Raw genomic sequence first — 17,397 nt, forward strand, 5'->3', positions numbered from 1 at the left:
TTGCCCTGTCTCCCGCGTTCCTTAAAGCACCTTGGCTTCGGTCTTCAGCTTCTCGACCAGCGTCTTCACGTCCGGCACCTTCACGCCGGCGGAGCGCTTCGGCGGCTCGACGACCTTCAGCGTCTTCAGACGCGGCGTGACATCGACGCCGAGGTCTTCGGGCTTGACGACTTCCAGCGGCTTTTTCTTCGCCTTCATGATGTTCGGCAGCGTCACGTAGCGCGGCTCGTTCAGGCGCAGATCGGTCGTGATGACAGCGGGCAATGTGAGCGACAGCGTTTCCGCGCCGCCGTCGACTTCGCGCGACACGGTCGCCTTGCCGTCAGCGACGACAACCTTCGACGCAAACGTCGCCTGCGGCAATCCAGCCAGCGCGGCGAGCATCTGGCCGGTCTGGTTGGAGTCATCGTCGATAGCCTGCTTGCCGAGAATCACCAGTTGCGGCTGTTCTTTGTCGACGAGCGCCTTCAGCAGCTTCGCGACCGCCAGCGGCTGCAATTCTTCGTTCGACTCGATCAGGATCGCGCGATCCGCGCCGATGGCGAGCGCCGTGCGCAGCGTTTCCTGCGATTGCGTCGCGCCCGCCGACACGGCGATCACCTCGGTCGCCACGCCCGCTTCGCGCAGACGCACCGCCTCTTCAACCGCGATTTCGTCGAACGGATTCATCGACATCTTCACGTTCGCGATGTCGACGCCCGTGCCGTCCGACTTGACCCGGACCTTCACGTTGTAGTCGACCACTCTCTTGACTGGCACCAGGATTTTCATGCACACGCTCCAAAGTTACGAATACGTCAACCCAACGAACATTATAACGACTGCCCTCGTGGCAGCTTTGTCGCGGGCGCTCTAGCAGGAGGATATCGCTCCCCAGCGGCGTGACGGCAATATCGAACGGTCGTTCTATTTTAATCGCGAAAAAACCCGGGTGACAACCCCGGGTTCCGATTTACGACTCTAATTTTCATATCGCCGGCTGGTCACGCGGTATCTGACGGCTTCAGATCACCAGGCCGTGACCACCGAACCGCCGAATTTGCTGTCGACAAACTGCTTCACTTCCGGCGAATGGTAAGCGGCCACGAGCTTGGCGACCCACGGCTTGTTCTTGTCGGCCTCGCGGATCGCGATGACGTTCACGTACGGACCCTTCGGGTCTTCGATCGCGATCGCATCCTGCTTCGGCTTGAGGCCGGCTTCCATCGCGAAGTTGGTGTTGATCGCAGCGGCGTCCACGTCGTTGAGCGAGCGCGGAATCTGCGCAGCGTCCAGTTCGACAATCTTCAGCTTCTTCGGATTTTCGACGATGTCGAGCGGCGTCGCCTTCAGGCCCGCTTCGGCACGCAGCTTCAGCAGCCCCTGCTTTTGCAGCAGCAGCAAGGCGCGGCCGCCGTTGGTCGGATCGTTCGGCACCGCGATCTTCGCGCCTTGCGGCAGTTCGGCCAGCGACTTCACCTTCTTCGAGTAGATGCCCATCGGGTACGTGACCGTATCGGCGACGCGAATCAGCTTGTAGCCGCGGTCCTTGACCTGCGCCTGCAAATACGGATCGTGCTGATAGCTGTTGGCGTCCAGATCGCCGCCCGCGAGCGCCGCGTTCGGCTGCACGTAGTCGGAGAACTCGACGACCTTGATGTTCAGACCGTTCCTTGCCGCGACGCTCTTCACGACTTCCATGATCTGCGCGTGCGGACCGCCGGTCACGCCGACCTTGATGGTGTCTTCAGCGTGGGCCGCATTCGCGGCGAACAGCGACGCGGCACCGAATGCCGCGACCAGCTTGAGTATGAAACGACGTTGCATGATGGACCTTTTGATTTATTTATGGCTCAGACGACGCACGAGCCAATCCCCGAACGACTGCACCAACTGCACGAACACGATAAGAATCACGACGACCGTCAACATGACTTCCGGCAGAAACCGCTGATACCCGTAGCGAATGCCGAGGTCGCCAAGACCGCCGCCGCCGATCGCACCGGCCATCGCCGAATAACCGACCAGCGAGACAAACGTGATGGTCAAGCCGGCCACGACGCCCGGCAGCGATTCCGGCAACAGCACCTTGAAGACGATCTGGCTGGTGGTCGCGCCCATCGCCTGAGCGGCTTCGATCAGCCCGCGATCGACTTCGCGCAGCGCCGTTTCGACGAGACGCGCGATGAACGGCGCCGCGGCAATCGTCAGCGGCACCACGGCCGCGGCCGTGCCGATCGACGATCCGACCACGAGGCGCGTGAACGGAATCACCGCCACGAGCAGGATGATGAACGGCGTCGAGCGCACCGCATTCACGACCATGCCGACGACGCGATTCACCGCGACGTTCTGCAACACGCCCTGACGGTCCGTAAGATACAGCAGCACGCCGAGCGGCAAGCCCACCAACGCGCCGACCAGTCCGGAAATGCCCACCATCACGAGCGTTTCCCAGAACGACTGGACGAACATATCGAACATTTCACTCAACATACGAGAGCTCCTCCACCACCACACCCTGTTCGCGCAGATACGCGAGCGCCTGCGCCACCTTCGCCGGTTCGCCGCCCGCGAGCACCGCGAGCGAGCCGAACGCCTGCCCCTGAATCTCGTCGATCTGGCCGTGCAGGATGTTGAAGTCGAGTTCGTAGCGGCGAATCGTCTCCGAGAGAATCGGCTGATCGACGCCCGAACCCGTGAACGCGAGGCGCAGCAAGTGACCACTGCCCGTCTTCAGACGTTCGGCGACGCGCGCCTTCATCGCGGGCGGCAGTTCCTGCGCGATCACGTCGCCGATCAGCGCGCGCGTGACTTCGTGATGCGGCTGGAGAAACACGTCGATCACCTTGCCCTGTTCGACGACACGGCCCGCGTCGAGCACGGCGACGCGATCGCACACCTGCTTGATCACATCCATCTGATGCGTGATCAGCACGACGGTCAGGTTCAGTTCGCGGTTGATGCGCTTGAGCAGATCGAGAATCGAGCGGGTGGTTTCGGGATCGAGCGCGGACGTCGCTTCGTCGGAAAGCAGCACCTTCGGCTTGCTTGCCAACGCGCGCGCGATGCCGACGCGCTGCTTCTGCCCGCCGCTGATCTGCGCCGGGTAGCGGTCCTTCTGCGCGGACAGGCCCACGAGCTCCAGCAGCGGCAACACGTTCGCCTCGATCTCGTCGCGCTTCATGCCGGCAAGCTCGAGCGGCAACGCGACGTTCTCGAACACCGTGCGCGACGACAGCAAATTGAAGTGCTGGAAGATCATGCCGATCTCGCGGCGCGCTTCGCGCAATTGCGCGGCGGGCAGCGTGGTCAGATCGCGGCCGTCGACGACGATGTTGCCTTCGGTCGGACGCGTCAGCAGGTTGATCGTGCGGACCAGCGTGCTCTTGCCCGCGCCGCTGCGGCCGATGATGCCGAACACCTCGCCCGCCGGAATCGACAGATTGACGTTGTGCAGCGCCTCGACCCAGCCCCGGGGCCCCGCGAACCGCTGAGAGATATTGCGTATTTCGATCATGGAAAAACGAAACGGCGGGTTTGCCGACGAGCGTCGTGCGCTCCCCGGCCAAGCGGCCGCCGTTACTTTTATTGGGAATTTGAGCCCGCGATTCTACCGCGCCCGGGGCATTCCCTTTAATAATCAATTACGATCTTTTCATAACTGTTAGATATTAGAGGACGGACCCGCCGCCCATTTCCGCTGACGCCAGAGGCGACGGTCTATGATCGCGCGAACCCCAATTCACGGACGCGCGCCATGGAGACCTCGCAACAGCCGTTCGCCACTCACGTTGAAACCGGCGCAGACAGCGCGGAGCCGGTGCGCTCGACCGCCCCCACGTCGGATGGCCTCGAACTGCCGCTCTACCGTTGGCCAACCCGCGAAGCGCCGCGCGCGAGCATTGCGCTGATTCACGGACTCGCCGAGCATGCGGGCCGCTATTCGGCGCTGGCCGCGCGGCTCAATGCAGCCGGGATCGAACTGCTGGCGATCGAGTTGCGCGGTCACGGCCGCGCGCCGGGCAAGCGCGCCTATGTCGAACGATTCGACGATTACCTGCTGGATGCGCAGGCGTTGCTCGACGCCGCGGCGCGCACTGTGCGGACCGAGACGCCGCTGTTCCTGATGGGCCATAGCATGGGCGGCGCTATCGCCGCGCTCTACGCAATCGAGCGCGCCAGCGCCGCCTCGCAAGCAACAGGCAGCCGCGCCAATCTGAGCGGTCTGATCCTGTCGAGCCCCGCGCTCGCGCCTGGCCGCGACGTGCCGGGCTGGATGCTCGCGCTGAGTCAGGTTATCAGCCGCGTCTGGCCAGGCTTTCCGGCGATGAAAATCGACGCCGCGCTGCTGTCTCGGGTGCAATCCGTCGTGGACGCCAATCGCAGCGACCCGCTCGTGCATCATGCGGCGATTCCGGCGCGCACCGGCGCGGAGTTGCTGCTCGCGATGGCGCGGATCGAACGCGGACGCGCGGGACTGCGTCTGCCGCTTCTCGTCTATCACGGCACCGCCGATAAACTCACGGAGCCCGAAGGCAGCCGCGCGTTCGGCGAGCACGCCGGCTCGCCGGACAAGACGCTCCGGCTATACGAAGCGGGCTATCACGAGACGATGAACGATCTCGACCGCGATCGCGTGATCGGCGAACTGATCGAGTGGGTTCTTCAGCGCGCGCAGCGGGCGCATTAAGGCTTAGGACTTAGCGCTTCCAGTCAGGCGGGCGTTTGTCGATGAACGCCTGCACGCCCTCGAGCGCGGAGTCGTCCATCATGTTGCAGGCCATCGTCTGGCCCGCGAGTTGATACGCGGCCTCGATGCCCATTTCCAGTTGCCGGTAGAAGAGACCCTTGCCGGCGCTGACCGCCTCGACCGGTTTCGCGCAGATGCTGGTGGCAAGCCGCGCCACTTCCGCGTCGAGCGAGTCCAGCGGCACGACGCGATTGACGAGGCCCTGCTGCTTCGCCTCGGCGGCGTCGATGAAATCGCCGGTCAACAGCATTTCGAGCGCCGCCTTGCGCGACAGATTGCGCGACAGCGGCACCGACGGCGTCGCGCAAAAGAGCCCGAGATTCACGCCCGACACAGCGAAACGCGCGGTATCGGAAGCCACGGCGAGATCGCACATCGCGACGAGCTGGCAGCCCGCCGCCGTCGCGATGCCATGCACTCGCGCGATCACCGGCTGCGGCAAGCGCTGGATCGTCATCATGAGTTTCGTGCAGCGGGCGAACAGCGCCTGGTAATACGCGAGCGACGGCGCCGCGCGCATTTCCTTCAGATCATGTCCCGCGCAGAACGCGCGCCCCGCGCCGGCGATCACGACCACGCGCGCCTCCGATCGCGCGACTTCGTTCAGCGCGTCCTGCAACGCGTCGAGCATGCCTTCGGAGAGCGCGTTGAAAGCGTCGGGCCGGTTCATCGTCAGACGCACGACGCCGGGTACGCCGTACGCGCCGGCTTCCGTCTCCACTAGCGAAGCGCTGCGTGCATCCTCGTTCATGGCTTGCTGCTCCTCAGATTTCGGCCAGCGCGCGCACGTGGGCAACCACGCTGCGCCCGAGCGCGGACAGGTTGTAGCCGCCTTCGAGACAACTCACGATCCGTCCGTTCGCATAGCGTTTCGCGACGTCGCGCATCTGCTCGGTAATCCACACGTAGTCGTCTTCGACGAGGCCCATGTTGCCGAGGTCGTCTTCGCGATGCGCGTCGAAGCCCGCGGAAATGAACAGCATCTCCGGCTTGAAGTCGTTCAGCCGCGGCAGCCACAGCATGTCCACCGCCTCGCGCACGGCCATGCCTTTCGAGCGCGCGGGCATCGGCACATTGCACATGTTGGGCGCCTGATTGTCGGCGCCCGTGAACGGATAGAACGGATGCTGGAAGATGCTGCACATCAGCACGCGCGGGTCGCCGGAAAACGCCGCCTCGGTGCCGTTGCCGTGATGCACGTCGAAGTCGATGATCGCAACGCGCTGCAAGCCGTGCACCTCGAGCGCATGACGCGCGGCGATGGCGACGTTGTTGAAGAAGCAGAAGCCCATTGCACGCGCCGGCTCGGCGTGATGGCCCGGCGGGCGCACGCTGCAAAAAGCGTTGTCGAAGCGGCCTTCGATGACCGCGTCGGTAGCGGCCACCGCCGCGCCGGCTGCGCGTAACGCTGCCTGCAAGGTGTGCTGGTTCATCGACGTGTCGGGGTCGATCTCGGCGCGGCCCTCGGCAGGCGAACAGCTACGGATGTAGTCGATGTGCGCCTGCGTATGCACGCGCAGCAGCGCCGCTTCGTCGGCGAGCGGCGGCGATTCGCGTTCGATCAACGCGTCGATGCGGCTCGCGATCAATTGATCTTCGATGGCCTGCAGCCGTGCGGGGCATTCGGGATGCCATTGCCCCATATCGTGCAGCAGACAGTCGGCGTGGGAATAGAAACCTGTTGCCATGATTCTTTTCTGCAGCGCAGCGCTGGCAGCGTGCGCGGCGTGTCTCCGTCCAGGGGCGCGCGCCCACGGCGCGCCAACATTCATGAAGTTACCACACGACGCAGCGATGACGCGTCGTTCGGCATCACGCCGCTGTGACGTGTCCGGCACAGTTTCGCAAGAGGCCTCGGGTATACTGCCCGTTCCGTTTTCCTCCCGTCTTTGTCCTTTCGCTCTGCGCCCCCAGCTCACTATGACCGTCAAGCTTGCTCTGTCTGCACGAAACCGGCTCAGCATCCGAACCATCGCCGCCGCACTCTCCACCGCATCGTGCATGTTCATGGCAACCACTCCGGCTCTCGCGCAGAGCACCGGCAAAAAACCGCCCGTACTTGTCGCTCAGGCGCAGCCGCAAACCGCCGTTCCGCAAGGGCAAACGTTTGAGGAAGAAATTATTCCGCAGCGTTACGCGAACAACGCGAATGTCGATGCGTTCATCAACGACATGGCGGCGCGCTACGATTTCGACGAAGCGGCGCTGCATTCGCTGTTCGCCGGCGTCAGCTATTCGGCGACCGCGGTGAAGCTGGTCACGCCGTCGCCGTCAGCCGCGGTGAAAAACTGGCGCGTGTACCAGTCGCGCTTTCTCGATCAGATCCGCATCAACGCCGGCATCCGTTTCTGGCGCGCGAATCGGGCCACGCTGCAGCGCGCGTATGAAGAGTTCGGCGTGCCGCCGGAAGTGATCGTCGGCATTCTCGGCGTGGAGACGATTTACGGGCGTTTCATGGGCAACTTCCGCGTGCTCGACGCATTGACCACGCTCAGTTTCGATTACCCGAACACGTCGAATCGCGCGGACCGCCAGGCGACCTTCCGCAAGAATCTCGAAGACTACCTGGTGTGGACGCGCGATTCGCAGATCGATCCGAGCACGGTGCTCGGCTCCTACACCGGCGCGATCGGCATTCCGCAATTTCTGCCGAGCAGCATCGTGCAGTATGCGGTCAGCTACGATGGCCACAAGGACATCGACCTGCGCACGAGCCAGGCGGATGCAATCGGCAGCGTCGCCAACTATCTGCGCAAGAACGGCTGGGAGAACGGCCGGCCGGTCGTGTGGAAGATCGGTAGCGATGCGGGCAGCCTCGGCGTCGCGCAAGCGGCCGCCGACGGCGCGCCGGAACCGCATTGGCCGCTCGACCAGTTGTTGCGCGCCGGGCTCGTGCTCAATGAGCCGAACGTGAATATCTCTTCCGAAGTGGCAACGCCGGTTACGGTGGTCGACCTGCCCTCGCCGGGACGCGGCACGGAATACATGCTGGGCCTGAGGAACTTCTATGTGCTGACGCGCTATAACCGCAGCTTCTTTTATGCGCTCGCGGTTTATCAGTTGGGGCAGCGCATCAAGTCGCAGATGGAAGCGAGCGACGGCGGCAATGCCAACGGAAATTCCAACGGCAATTCCGTCGATAACGCGGCGCCGGCGAGCGACGCTTCGCAATGACACCATGCAACGCGAGGCGCGCTGTCGGAGCGCTTCGCATGTGATGTGATGGAAAAGAAAAAAGCGCCGGCAGGCGCTTTTTCTTTGTCCGCAAGCAGCAAGGCTGCCAACAGCCGCGTCCGTATTGCCGCCTTACGCCGGAAACACGCCCGTCGACAAATAACGGTCGCCGCGATCGCAGACGATAAACACGATGGTCGCGTTCTCGACTTGCCGCGCGACGCGCAACGCGACTTCGCACGCGCCGCCCGACGAGATGCCCGCGAAAATCCCTTCCACCGATGCAAGACGCCGGGCCATTGCCTCGGCTGCCGCCTGGCTCACGTTCTCGACGCGATCCACGCGGCTGCGGTCGAAAATTTTCGGCAGATACGCTTCCGGCCATTTGCGGATGCCTGGAATGCGCGAACCTTCCTCCGGCTGCGCGCCGATAATCTCGATTGCCTGGTTCTGCTGCTTCAGATACGTGGACACGCCCATGATCGTGCCGGTCGTCCCCATCGACGAAACGAAGTGGGTGATGCGCCCTTCGGTATCGCGCCAGATTTCGGGGCCCGTGCCTTCGACGTGCGACGCCGGATTGTCCGGGTTCGCGAACTGATCGAGGATGATGCCCTTGCCGTCGCGCTGCATCTGTTCGGCGAGATCGCGCGCGTACTCCATGCCGCCCGTGACCGGCGTGAGGATGATTTGCGCGCCATACGCCGCCATGCTCTGACGGCGCTCGACCGACAGATCTTCCGGCATGATCAGCACCATCTTGTAGCCGCGGATCGCCGCGGCCATCGCGAGTGCGATGCCGGTGTTGCCGCTCGTCGATTCGATCAGCGTGTCGCCCGGTTTGATACGGCCGCGCGCTTCCGCTTTCTTGATCATCGACAACGCCGGGCGGTCCTTCACCGAGCCGGCGGGATTGTTGCCCTCGAGCTTGGCGAGCACCACGTTATTGCGGCTGCGGATCTCGTCGTCGGTGAGCCGGACGAGTTGCACGAGCGGCGTATTGCCGATCGTGTCTTCAATCGTTTTGTAAGCCATATCGGTTCAGGTGCTGTCGATGCGCGGAGTCTCAATCCATCGATTCTAAACCACGGTGCCCGCCGCTGCCGCGCGGCCCTTCTGCGCGCATGGATGCACGCAGCGCCCACGCAAAAAACCCGCGGCTGAGTACCGCGGGAGCCAGTCATGCGAATGACAGCTTAAGGAGCGGCGTTGCCGGCTCCGACCATGAAGGACAACGATGGCGAATCGCGCGCGGCTACACACGCCGCGCGCGATCCCGCGTCAGGCTGTCAGGCTATTTCTTCACCGCCACGGTAGCGCCGCCTTTCGGCGTATTGGCCGCAACGGCCGCGCCCTTGTTCTGTGAAGACGCCGCAACCTGCGGGCCAGCAGCCGCGCCAGCCGGACCGACAGCGAGACCCTCCGCCTGCAGGCGCTCGACGGTATGCCCGCCCATGCCCTTGACGCGCTTGCCGAGGTCGGTCGGGTCCTTGAACGGACCATGTGCGGCGCGCTCTTCGAGAATGGCTTTCGCTTTGGCAGGACCGATGCCCTTGACGCCGCGCAGCGCGTCCTCGTTAGCCGTGTTGACGTCAACCGACGCATACGCGTGGCCGAAAGCGGCGAGCATGGCCGCGGTAACCAGAATTTTTCGAAACATATGGAATCTCCCTTGTACAACCGGTCGGCGACATCACCAACCGGGAGATTCCAGTTTAAACAGGTATCCGAACTATTTACACCTGGCCGAATAGCCAACGTACGTATCGGTCGACACCTTCCTGCACGCTCAGAAACGGCGCATCGTAGCCAGCCGCGCGCAGCTTCGACTGATCCGCCTGCGTGAAGCACTGATACTTGCCGCGCAATGCGTCGGGGAACGGAATGTATTCGATCAGGCCGCGCTGCACCTGGTCGGCGAGCGACAGCGGCGGCTCGTTGTTCAGCGCGCGCAAGGTATTAACGACCGTGCTCGCGATGTCGTTGAACGGCTGCGCGCGTCCGCTGCCCAGATTGAAGATGCCCGATTTGTCCGGGTGGTCGAAGAAGAACAGGTTCACCTTGACCACGTCTTCCACCGAGACGAAATCGCGCGTCTGCTCGCCCGCGGCATAGCCGTTGTATTCGCCGAACAGCTTGACCTTGCCCTCGGCGCGGAACTGGTTGAAGTTGTGAAACGCTACCGACGCCATGCGCGCCTTATGCGTTTCGCGCGGACCGTAGACGTTGAAATAGCGAAAGCCGGCGATCTGGCTTCTCGCGGTGGGCAGCACGCGGCGGATCACCTGGTCGAACAGAAACTTCGAATAACCGTACACGTTCAGCGGCTGCTCGACTTCGCGTTCTTCGACGAAACGGCTCGAGCCGCCATACGTTGCCGCCGACGACGCGTACAGGAACTGGATGTTCTGCGCGAGGCACACGTCGAGCACGTCGCGGCTGTAGCGGAAGTTGTTGTCCATCATGTAGCGGCCGTCGGTTTCCATCGTGTCCGAACAGGCGCCTTCGTGGAAGATCGCGCGCACTTTGCCGAAGTCGCCGCGCTTGAAGCGCTCGACGAATTCGGTCTTATCCAGATAGTCGTCGATTTCGCAGTCGACCAGATTCTTGAACTTGTCGGCGCGCGTCAGATTGTCGACGGCGATGATGCGTTGTTCGCCGCGCTCGTTGAGCGCTTTCACGAGGTTGCTGCCGATAAAGCCGGCCGCGCCGGTGACGATGAGAGTCATGATGGTCCCGCGGTAATGAGCCTTGTGTAGGATCGAAGCGGACGACGAGACGCCGGCCTCGATCGGCAGGTCTGGTTGGCGTTCCGCCGATCCTTCTTGCGCGCTGCCGTCGGCTTGCGGTGCAGGATCGGGCGGGCCGCGTCAGTGAAAGAGTTCGTCGTAGTCGACGGTGGCCGTGCCCAGTTTGCCGACCACGATGCCGGCCGCGCGATTGGCTAGACCGACTGCTTCGACCAGCGTGAGACCCGCGCCCAGCATGGCCGCGAGCGTCGCGATCACGGTGTCGCCCGCGCCCGAAACATCATACACTTCGCGCGCGACGGCCGATGCATGCAGGATGCCGTCGTCGGAGAAGAGCGTCATGCCTTCTTCCGAACGCGTGAGCAACAGCGCCTTGAACTGCAGATCCGCGCGCAGTTTGTTCACGCGCTCGATCAGGTCTTCTTCCGACTTCCACTGGCCGACCACCTCGCGCAACTCCGCGCGATTCGGCGTGATGAGCGTGGCGCCGCGATAACGCTCCCAGTCGTCGCCCTTCGGATCGACCAGCACAGGCTTGCCCGCGGCATGCGCTCTCGCGATCATCTGCGTGACGTGCGTGAGCCCGCCCTTCGCGTAATCGGACATCAGGATCACGTCGTGCGCGGGCAGCAATTCGTCGAAGCGCGCGAGGCTTGCAAGCAGCACCTCGTGCGCCGGCGAGTTCTCGAAATCGACACGCAGCAACTGCTGTTGACGCGACAGCACGCGCAGCTTGATCGTCGTGAGCAGCGCGGGGTCGCGTTCCAGATGCGGATTCACGCCGCTCTCGCCGAGCAACTGCACGATGCGCTCGCCGGGCTCGTCATGTCCGACGACGCACAGCAGGCCCGCTTGCGCGCCGAGCGCCGCCGCATTGCGCGCGACGTTGGCCGCGCCGCCGAGGCGGTCTTCCTGGCGCTGCACGTGCACGACCGGCACCGGTGCTTCCGGCGAGATGCGATTGACGTCGCCGAACCAATAGCGATCGAGCATCACGTCGCCGACGACAAGCACGCGCGCGGCCGCGAGTTGCGCGCGCGGCACCACCGTCAGTGCCGGCGACAACGACGGCGATGGTGTGATGGAGCCGGGCCGCGCCTCAGACATCGGTCGCAAGTTCAGTGGGTTGGGCATAGGGGCGTCCAATCGAGTGATAGTCGATGCCGAGTTCGTTCATCGCATCCGGCTCGTACAGATTGCGGCCGTCGAAAATGACCGGCGACTTCAGCACCGATTTCAGATGCACGAAGTCCGGGCTCTTGAACTCCTTCCATTCGGTGACGACCACAAGCGCATCGGCGTTCGTGAGCGTTTCGTCCTGCGTGCTCGTGAACGTGAGACGCGCGAGCTGGTCGGGCGCGTCGTGCAGATCCATCGCGAAGACGCGGCGGGCTTCGGTCACGGCCACCGGATCGTACGCGCGCACCTGCGCGCCGCGCGCGAGAAGCTCGGCGATCACGCGACGGCTCGGCGCTTCGCGCATGTCGTCGGTATTCGGCTTGAACGCGAGGCCCCAGACGGCGAACGTGCGGCCGGCCAGATCGTTGCCCCACTTGTGCGTGATCTTCTGCACGAGCACGTCTTTCTGCTTGTCGTTCACTTCCTCGACGGCTTCGAGAATGCGCAGATTGTGGCCCTCTTCGCTCGCGGTGCGGATCAACGCCTGCACGTCTTTCGGGAAGCACGAGCCGCCGTAGCCGCAGCCGGCGTACAGAAAGTGATAGCCGATACGCGGATCGGAGCCGATGCCGCGGCGCACCGCCTCGATGTCGGCGCCGACGCGGTCCGCGAGATTCGACATTTCGTTCATGAACGAGATGCGCGTGGCCAGCATCGCGTTGGCCGCGTATTTCGTGAATTCGGCCGAGCGCACGTCCATGTAGAGCGTGCGTTCGTGGTTGCGGTTAAACGGCGCGTAGAGGCGCTTCATCAGTTCGCGCGCGCGCTGGCCGGCCTGGTCTTCGTCGCTGCCGAGCACGATGCGGTCGGGCCGCATGAAGTCGTCCACCGCCGCGCCCTCCTTCAGAAACTCGGGATTCGACACGACCGAGAAGCGATGCTTTTCGCTGCCCGCGAGCCCGCGCTTCGCGAGCTCTTCTTCGACGACCGCGCGCACGCGCTGCGCGGTGCCGACCGGCACCGTCGACTTATCGACGATCACCTTGAAGCCGTTCATTGTGCGGCCGATATTGCGCGCCGCTTCGAGCACGTATTGCAGATCCGCCGAGCCGTCTTCGTCGGGCGGCGTGCCTACCGCGATGAACTGCACGTCGCCGTGTGCGACGCTCGCCTCGATGTCCGTCGAAAACGTGATGCGCCCGGCCGCGCGCGTGCGCGCGATGATTTCCTGCAGGCCCGGCTCGTGGATCGGCACGCCACCGTTGTTGAGGATTTCGATCTTGCGCGGATCGACGTCGAGACAGAAGACGTCGTTGCCGATTTCAGCGAGACATGCGCCCGTGACGAGGCCCACATAGCCAGTGCCGATAATGGTGATTTTCATACGCTTTCCGGTTGAAAGTTCCGGTGATGATCCCGGTCATGAACACGCTGCCGAAGCCGCGGACGACCTCAGTTCGACGCAGTGATCGGCTCGACCCGGCGCGGCGCGTAGGTTTCCCAACCGCTGCAGCCGGGACACTGCCAGTAGAAAAGCCGCGCCCTGAAACCGCAATTCTGGCACGTATAGCGCGGCAGATTTTTGGTGCGCTGGCGGATCAGCGTGCGCATCAACTCGAGCTCGCTGCGCCGCGGCTCTTCCGCGACAGCCTGCTGCGCCTCGAGCAGGCGCGTCATGCCGGCGAGATTCGGCGACTTCTGCATCTGCGAACGGGCCAGCGCGTGCGCGGCGTCCGGCCCGCGCAACGACGCGACGTGCTGATAGGCGACGTCGAGCAGATCGTTGCTCGGATAGCGGTCAACCCACGTGGTGAGCAGATCGGCGCCTTCCTGCGCGCGGCCGAGCGCTTCATAGGCCTTCATCAGCTTTTCGGCGACGAGCGGCAGATACGCCGGATTCTGCTCCTCCACGCGCCGCCATTGCGCGATCGCGGCTTCCTGCGCGCCGCCGGCTGCGTCGACATCGCCGAACAGAATCGTGGCGCGCACGTTGCCGGGGTTCGCCTTCAGCGCGAAGCCTAGCTGGCGGCGCGCTTCGTCGGGCTTCTGATGTTGCAGCGCTTCCTGCGCGAGCTCGCAATGGAACTGCGCGATTTCCTTGTCCAGCGACTCGGCGCCCATCGTTTCGAGATGCCGGGCGGTGTCGATCGACTTGATCCAGTCCTTCTCGATTTCGTAGATGGTGAGGAGCGCACGCTGCGCGCCCAACGCGTAGTCGCCGGTTTCGAGCGAACGGAAGGTTTCTTCCGCGCGGTCCAGCAGACCGGCCTTCAGGAAGTCCTGCCCGAGTTCGAACAGCGCGTGATCGCGCTCACTGACCGGCAGATCGGCGCGGCTGAGAAGATTCTGATGCACGCGTATCGCGCGATCCGTCTCGCCGCGGCGGCGGAACAGGTTGCCGAGCGCGAAATGCAATTCGACCGTTTCGGGATCGAGCTTGACGACTTCGATAAACGCGTCGATTGCCTGGTCCGGCTGCTCGTTGAGCAGGAAATTGAGGCCGCGGAAATAGGAACGCGGCAGATTGGCGCTTTCTGACAGCAGCGTCTTGAGGTCGTAGCGCGCAGCCATCCAGCCGAACGCGAAAGCGACGGGAATGACGAGCAGCCACCAGAAGTCTAGATCCATGCGATGAATGCAAATGAGCCGGAAGGCGGGAACGGGATGCCGCGCACGGGGCGCGCGGCGAACGGCACAATCAGATCAACGGCGGCATGGGCGGCTGTTCGACAACCACCGGCGCCTCGCGAGCCACCCGCAACTCGCGCTTCAAGCGGCCGTTTTCCATGCGGAGGCGGACCACGGCCGGCATCGACGAAACGAGGCCGGCGACAAGCCCGACCGCGAAAAACGCGAGGCCGATCAGGATGAGCGGTGCCGACCAGGCGTAACCCGCGAGGAAATTCAGCGTAGCGGGTTGTGTATTGGAGAGTGCGAGCACCAGCAGCAGCACGAACACCAGTACACGGATCAGCCAGACGATAAATTTCATGAATAGATCTCTTGACGGCAGTTGCGGGGTGACGCCGGCTTGATGACGCGTCGCGCCACGGTGTTTGCCCGCGCCGAAGTGACCCGTATTGTAATTGAAGCCCTCGCGGCTGGGCAGGAACTGGCGGATCGCGGGCTTACAGAATGTGCCGGCGAAACGCGATGCGAAATGCGGCTGGGAGCGGGACAGGAAGCTGGAGTAAAAGCGCGGCTCGCCGGAAGCGCGGTTTCGAGCGCGACTGATAGCGCGGCTCGGGGCGCCGTTAGTGGAGTACATGCCTGCGTGTCGACAAAGCGCCTGGGCGAAAAAAAAGCGCCTAAAGGCGCTTTTTCTGGTCTTTTGCCGACCGCTGCAGAGTGCATAACGCGCACAGAGCGGTCTTTTACAGATCGTCATCCGGCTCTTCGGCCTTCAACGGCTCGCCCGCACGACGATCGACCCGCTCACGCAACTCCTTGCCCGGCTTGAAATGCGGTACGTACTTCTCAGGCACCAGCACTTTTTCGCCCGACTTCGGATTGCGCCCGACGCGGGAAGGACGGCGGTTCAGGCCAAAGCTGCCGAAACCTCGAATTTCGATGCGGTGACCTTTGGCAAGCGCCTCAGACATCGCATCGAGCATCGTCTTGACCGCGAAATCCGCATCTTTCAATACAAGTTGCGGAAAACGCGTAGCCAGTTGGGCGACCAATTCCGATTTGGTCATACTGCAGCAGACCTCTCAAGAAAACGCCGAGCCACCCCCAAGACTTCCCCGTTGGGGAACCTGCCGCGAACGGCAGGCTGGGGGCGTTCCTCAATTACTGGTTCTGGCCGTCGAGCTTGGCCTTCAGCAGCGCGCCGAGGTTCGTCGTGCCGGTAGCAGCCGCGCTGGAATCCGACGAAGCCAGGCCGCGGATCGCTTCCTGTTGCTCAGCCGAGTCCTTCGCCTTGATCGACAGGTTGATGCCACGCGACTTGCGATCGATGTTGATGATCATCGCGTTGACCTTGTCGCCTTCCTTCAGCACGTTGCGAGCATCTTCCACGCGGTCTTGTGCGATTTCGGAAGCGCGCAGGTAGCCTTCGACTTCCGTCGACAACTGAACCACTGCACCCTTCGCGTCCACCGTCTTGACCACGCCGTCGACGATCGAACCCTTGTCGTTCATTGCAACGAAGTTGCTGAACGGGTCGCCTTCGAGCTGCTTGATACCCAGCGAAATGCGTTCCTTCTCGACGTCGATGCCGAGAACAATCGCTTCCACTTCGTCGCCCTTCTTGTACTTGCGAACGGCTTCTTCGCCCGTTTCCGACCACGACAGGTCCGACAGGTGAACCAGACCGTCGATGCCGCCCGGCAGACCGATGAAGACGCCGAAGTCGGTGATCGACTTGATTGCGCCTTGCAGCTTGTCGCCCTTCTTGAAGTTGCGGCTGAAGTCGTCCCACGGGTTCGGCTTGCACTGCTTCATGCCGAGGCTGATACGGCGGCGGTCTTCGTCGATTTCGAGAACCATGACTTCGACTTCGTCGCCCAGTTGCACAACCTTCGACGGTGCAACGTTCTTGTTCGTCCAGTCCATTTCCGACACGTGGACGAGGCCTTCGATGCCCGATTCCACTTCGACGAATGCGCCGTAGTCGGTGATGTTGGTGACCTTACCGAACAGACGCGTGCCCGACGGGTAACGGCGCGAGATGCCTTCCCACGGATCGTCGCCCAGTTGCTTGATACCGAGCGAAACGCGGTTCTTTTCCTGGTCGAACTTGAGGATCTTCGCGGTGACTTCCTGGCCAACCGACAGCACTTCGCTCGGGTGACGCACGCGACGCCATGCGATGTCGGTGATGTGCAGCAGGCCGTCGATACCGCCGAGGTCCACGAACGCGCCGTAGTCGGTGATGTTCTTGACCACGCCTTCCACGATCGCGCCTTCCTTCAGCGTTTCGAGCAGCTTCGCGCGCTCTTCACCTTGGGTTGCTTCGATCACGGCGCGGCGCGACAGCACGACGTTGTTACGCTTGCGGTCGAGCTTGATGACGCGGAATTCCAGCGTCTTGCCTTCGTACGGGGTCGTGTCCTTGACCGGACGCGTGTCGACCAGCGAACCCGGCAGGAACGCGCGGATGCCGTTGACCATCACGGTCATGCCGCCCTTGACCTTGCCCGTGATCGTGCCGGTCACGAGTTCGTTGTTGTCGAGAGCCTTTTCCAGCGACAGCCACGAAGCCAGACGCTTCGCCTTGTCGCGCGACAGGATCGTGTCGCCATAGCCGTTTTCCAGCGCGTCGATCGCGACGGAAACGAAGTCGCCCGCCTGCACTTCTACCTCGCCCGCGTCGTTCAGGAACTCTTCGAGCGGGATGTAGGCTTCGGACTTGAGACCAGCGTTGACGACCACGAAGTTGTGGTCGACACGCACGACTTCGGCGGAGATCACTTCGCCGGCGCGCATGTCTTGCTTGGTCAGCGACTCTTCGAACAGAGCCGCAAAAGATTCGGTATTCGGGGTAGAGGTTTGCAGGTCGGACATAAAAATCGAAATTTGCATGGTTCTCGCGCTGCCCGGCTGGCCGGACGGTCAGCAACTACGGCAAGAATGCGAATGCCACGCGGGGTTAAAGGGTTAATACAACGCTTCGCGACC

The 17,397-nt window shown here is 63.1% G+C and carries 17 protein-coding genes; 2 read left to right on the forward strand and 15 right to left on the reverse strand.

Annotation, left to right across the window (positions count from 1 at the left end):
• Nucleotides 1–21: 21 nt before the first annotated feature.
• The 4 genes from CUJ91_RS13365 to CUJ91_RS13380 all read right to left on the reverse strand — a co-directional run bounded on the left by CUJ91_RS13365 (nucleotide 22) and on the right by CUJ91_RS13380 (nucleotide 3,499).
• Nucleotides 22–771 (reverse strand): electron transfer flavoprotein subunit beta/FixA family protein, encoded by a 750-nt coding sequence (locus CUJ91_RS13365; RefSeq protein WP_029967885.1) that lies wholly within the window; start codon nucleotides 769–771, stop codon nucleotides 22–24.
• 237 nt (nucleotides 772–1,008) lie between these two features.
• On the reverse strand, nucleotides 1,009–1,806 hold the full coding sequence (locus CUJ91_RS13370) for a MetQ/NlpA family ABC transporter substrate-binding protein (RefSeq protein ID WP_114156359.1): 798 nt from the start codon (nucleotides 1,804–1,806) through the stop codon (nucleotides 1,009–1,011).
• Between the two features lie 15 nt (nucleotides 1,807–1,821).
• Nucleotides 1,822–2,475 (reverse strand): methionine ABC transporter permease, encoded by a 654-nt coding sequence (locus tag CUJ91_RS13375; RefSeq protein ID WP_006050268.1) that lies wholly within the window; start codon nucleotides 2,473–2,475, stop codon nucleotides 1,822–1,824.
• Complete coding sequence (locus tag CUJ91_RS13380) at nucleotides 2,465–3,499, reverse strand: methionine ABC transporter ATP-binding protein (RefSeq protein WP_006050267.1); 1,035 nt, start codon at nucleotides 3,497–3,499, stop codon at nucleotides 2,465–2,467. Before CUJ91_RS13380 ends, CUJ91_RS13375 begins: the two co-directional genes overlap by 11 nt.
• Nucleotides 3,500–3,739: 240 nt before the next feature.
• Between CUJ91_RS13380 and CUJ91_RS13385 the strand changes: the two genes are divergently transcribed.
• Nucleotides 3,740–4,672 carry an alpha/beta hydrolase gene (locus CUJ91_RS13385; protein ID WP_208716126.1) on the forward strand — a complete coding sequence of 311 codons (933 nt, stop codon included), beginning with the start codon at nucleotides 3,740–3,742 and terminating at the stop codon, nucleotides 4,670–4,672.
• A gap of 10 nt (nucleotides 4,673–4,682) precedes the next feature.
• On the opposite strand, the gene CUJ91_RS13390 is transcribed toward CUJ91_RS13385, so the two are convergent.
• Entirely contained in the window at nucleotides 4,683–5,483 is an 801-nt protein-coding gene (locus CUJ91_RS13390) for an enoyl-CoA hydratase (RefSeq protein ID WP_114156360.1), read from the reverse strand.
• A gap of 13 nt (nucleotides 5,484–5,496) precedes the next feature.
• A complete protein-coding gene (locus tag CUJ91_RS13395) occupies nucleotides 5,497–6,420 on the reverse strand; it encodes a histone deacetylase family protein (RefSeq protein WP_114156361.1) in 924 nt (307 codons plus the stop codon).
• A 313-nt stretch (nucleotides 6,421–6,733) separates the two neighbouring features.
• Here CUJ91_RS13395 and mltB point away from each other — a divergent pair, with 313 nt between their 5' ends.
• Nucleotides 6,734–7,906, forward strand: coding sequence for a lytic murein transglycosylase B (gene mltB, locus CUJ91_RS13400; RefSeq protein WP_208716128.1), 1,173 nt, complete (start codon nucleotides 6,734–6,736; stop codon nucleotides 7,904–7,906).
• 132 nt (nucleotides 7,907–8,038) lie between these two features.
• Here the strand turns inward: mltB and cysM are convergent, their stop codons facing one another.
• The 9 genes from cysM to rpsA form a co-directional block, all read right to left on the reverse strand.
• The gene (gene cysM / locus CUJ91_RS13405) at nucleotides 8,039–8,941 is read right to left on the reverse strand and encodes a cysteine synthase CysM (protein WP_006050262.1); all 903 of its coding nucleotides are present in this window, start codon (nucleotides 8,939–8,941) and stop codon (nucleotides 8,039–8,041) included.
• Nucleotides 8,942–9,200: 259 nt separating this feature from the next.
• Entirely contained in the window at nucleotides 9,201–9,566 is a 366-nt protein-coding gene (locus CUJ91_RS13410) for a ComEA family DNA-binding protein (protein ID WP_029967894.1), read from the reverse strand.
• 76 nt (nucleotides 9,567–9,642) lie between these two features.
• Complete coding sequence (gene rfaD / locus CUJ91_RS13415; RefSeq protein ID WP_114156363.1) at nucleotides 9,643–10,635, reverse strand: ADP-glyceromanno-heptose 6-epimerase; 993 nt, start codon at nucleotides 10,633–10,635, stop codon at nucleotides 9,643–9,645.
• Between the two features lie 141 nt (nucleotides 10,636–10,776).
• On the reverse strand, nucleotides 10,777–11,790 hold the full coding sequence (gene rfaE1, locus CUJ91_RS13420; protein WP_114156364.1) for a D-glycero-beta-D-manno-heptose-7-phosphate kinase: 1,014 nt from the start codon (nucleotides 11,788–11,790) through the stop codon (nucleotides 10,777–10,779).
• Nucleotides 11,756–13,159 (reverse strand): UDP-glucose dehydrogenase family protein, encoded by a 1,404-nt coding sequence (locus tag CUJ91_RS13425; protein WP_029967901.1) that lies wholly within the window; start codon nucleotides 13,157–13,159, stop codon nucleotides 11,756–11,758. Before CUJ91_RS13425 ends, rfaE1 begins: the two co-directional genes overlap by 35 nt.
• A 68-nt stretch (nucleotides 13,160–13,227) precedes the next feature.
• Nucleotides 13,228–14,403, reverse strand: coding sequence for a lipopolysaccharide assembly protein LapB (gene lapB, locus CUJ91_RS13430; RefSeq protein ID WP_006050257.1), 1,176 nt, complete (start codon nucleotides 14,401–14,403; stop codon nucleotides 13,228–13,230).
• Between the two features lie 70 nt (nucleotides 14,404–14,473).
• Nucleotides 14,474–14,767, reverse strand: coding sequence for a LapA family protein (locus tag CUJ91_RS13435; protein ID WP_029967902.1), 294 nt, complete (start codon nucleotides 14,765–14,767; stop codon nucleotides 14,474–14,476).
• A 382-nt stretch (nucleotides 14,768–15,149) separates the two neighbouring features.
• Nucleotides 15,150–15,473 (reverse strand): integration host factor subunit beta, encoded by a 324-nt coding sequence (locus tag CUJ91_RS13440; protein ID WP_006050255.1) that lies wholly within the window; start codon nucleotides 15,471–15,473, stop codon nucleotides 15,150–15,152.
• 94 nt (nucleotides 15,474–15,567) lie between these two features.
• Nucleotides 15,568–17,301: a 30S ribosomal protein S1 gene (gene rpsA, locus CUJ91_RS13445; protein ID WP_006050254.1), complete on the reverse strand. Its 1,734-nt coding sequence runs from the start codon at nucleotides 17,299–17,301 to the stop codon at nucleotides 15,568–15,570.
• Nucleotides 17,302–17,397: the final 96 nt, after the last annotated feature.

The sequence above is a fragment of the Paraburkholderia graminis genome (genome assembly GCF_003330785.1).
GTDB classification, from domain to species: Bacteria; Pseudomonadota; Gammaproteobacteria; order Burkholderiales; family Burkholderiaceae; genus Paraburkholderia; species Paraburkholderia graminis.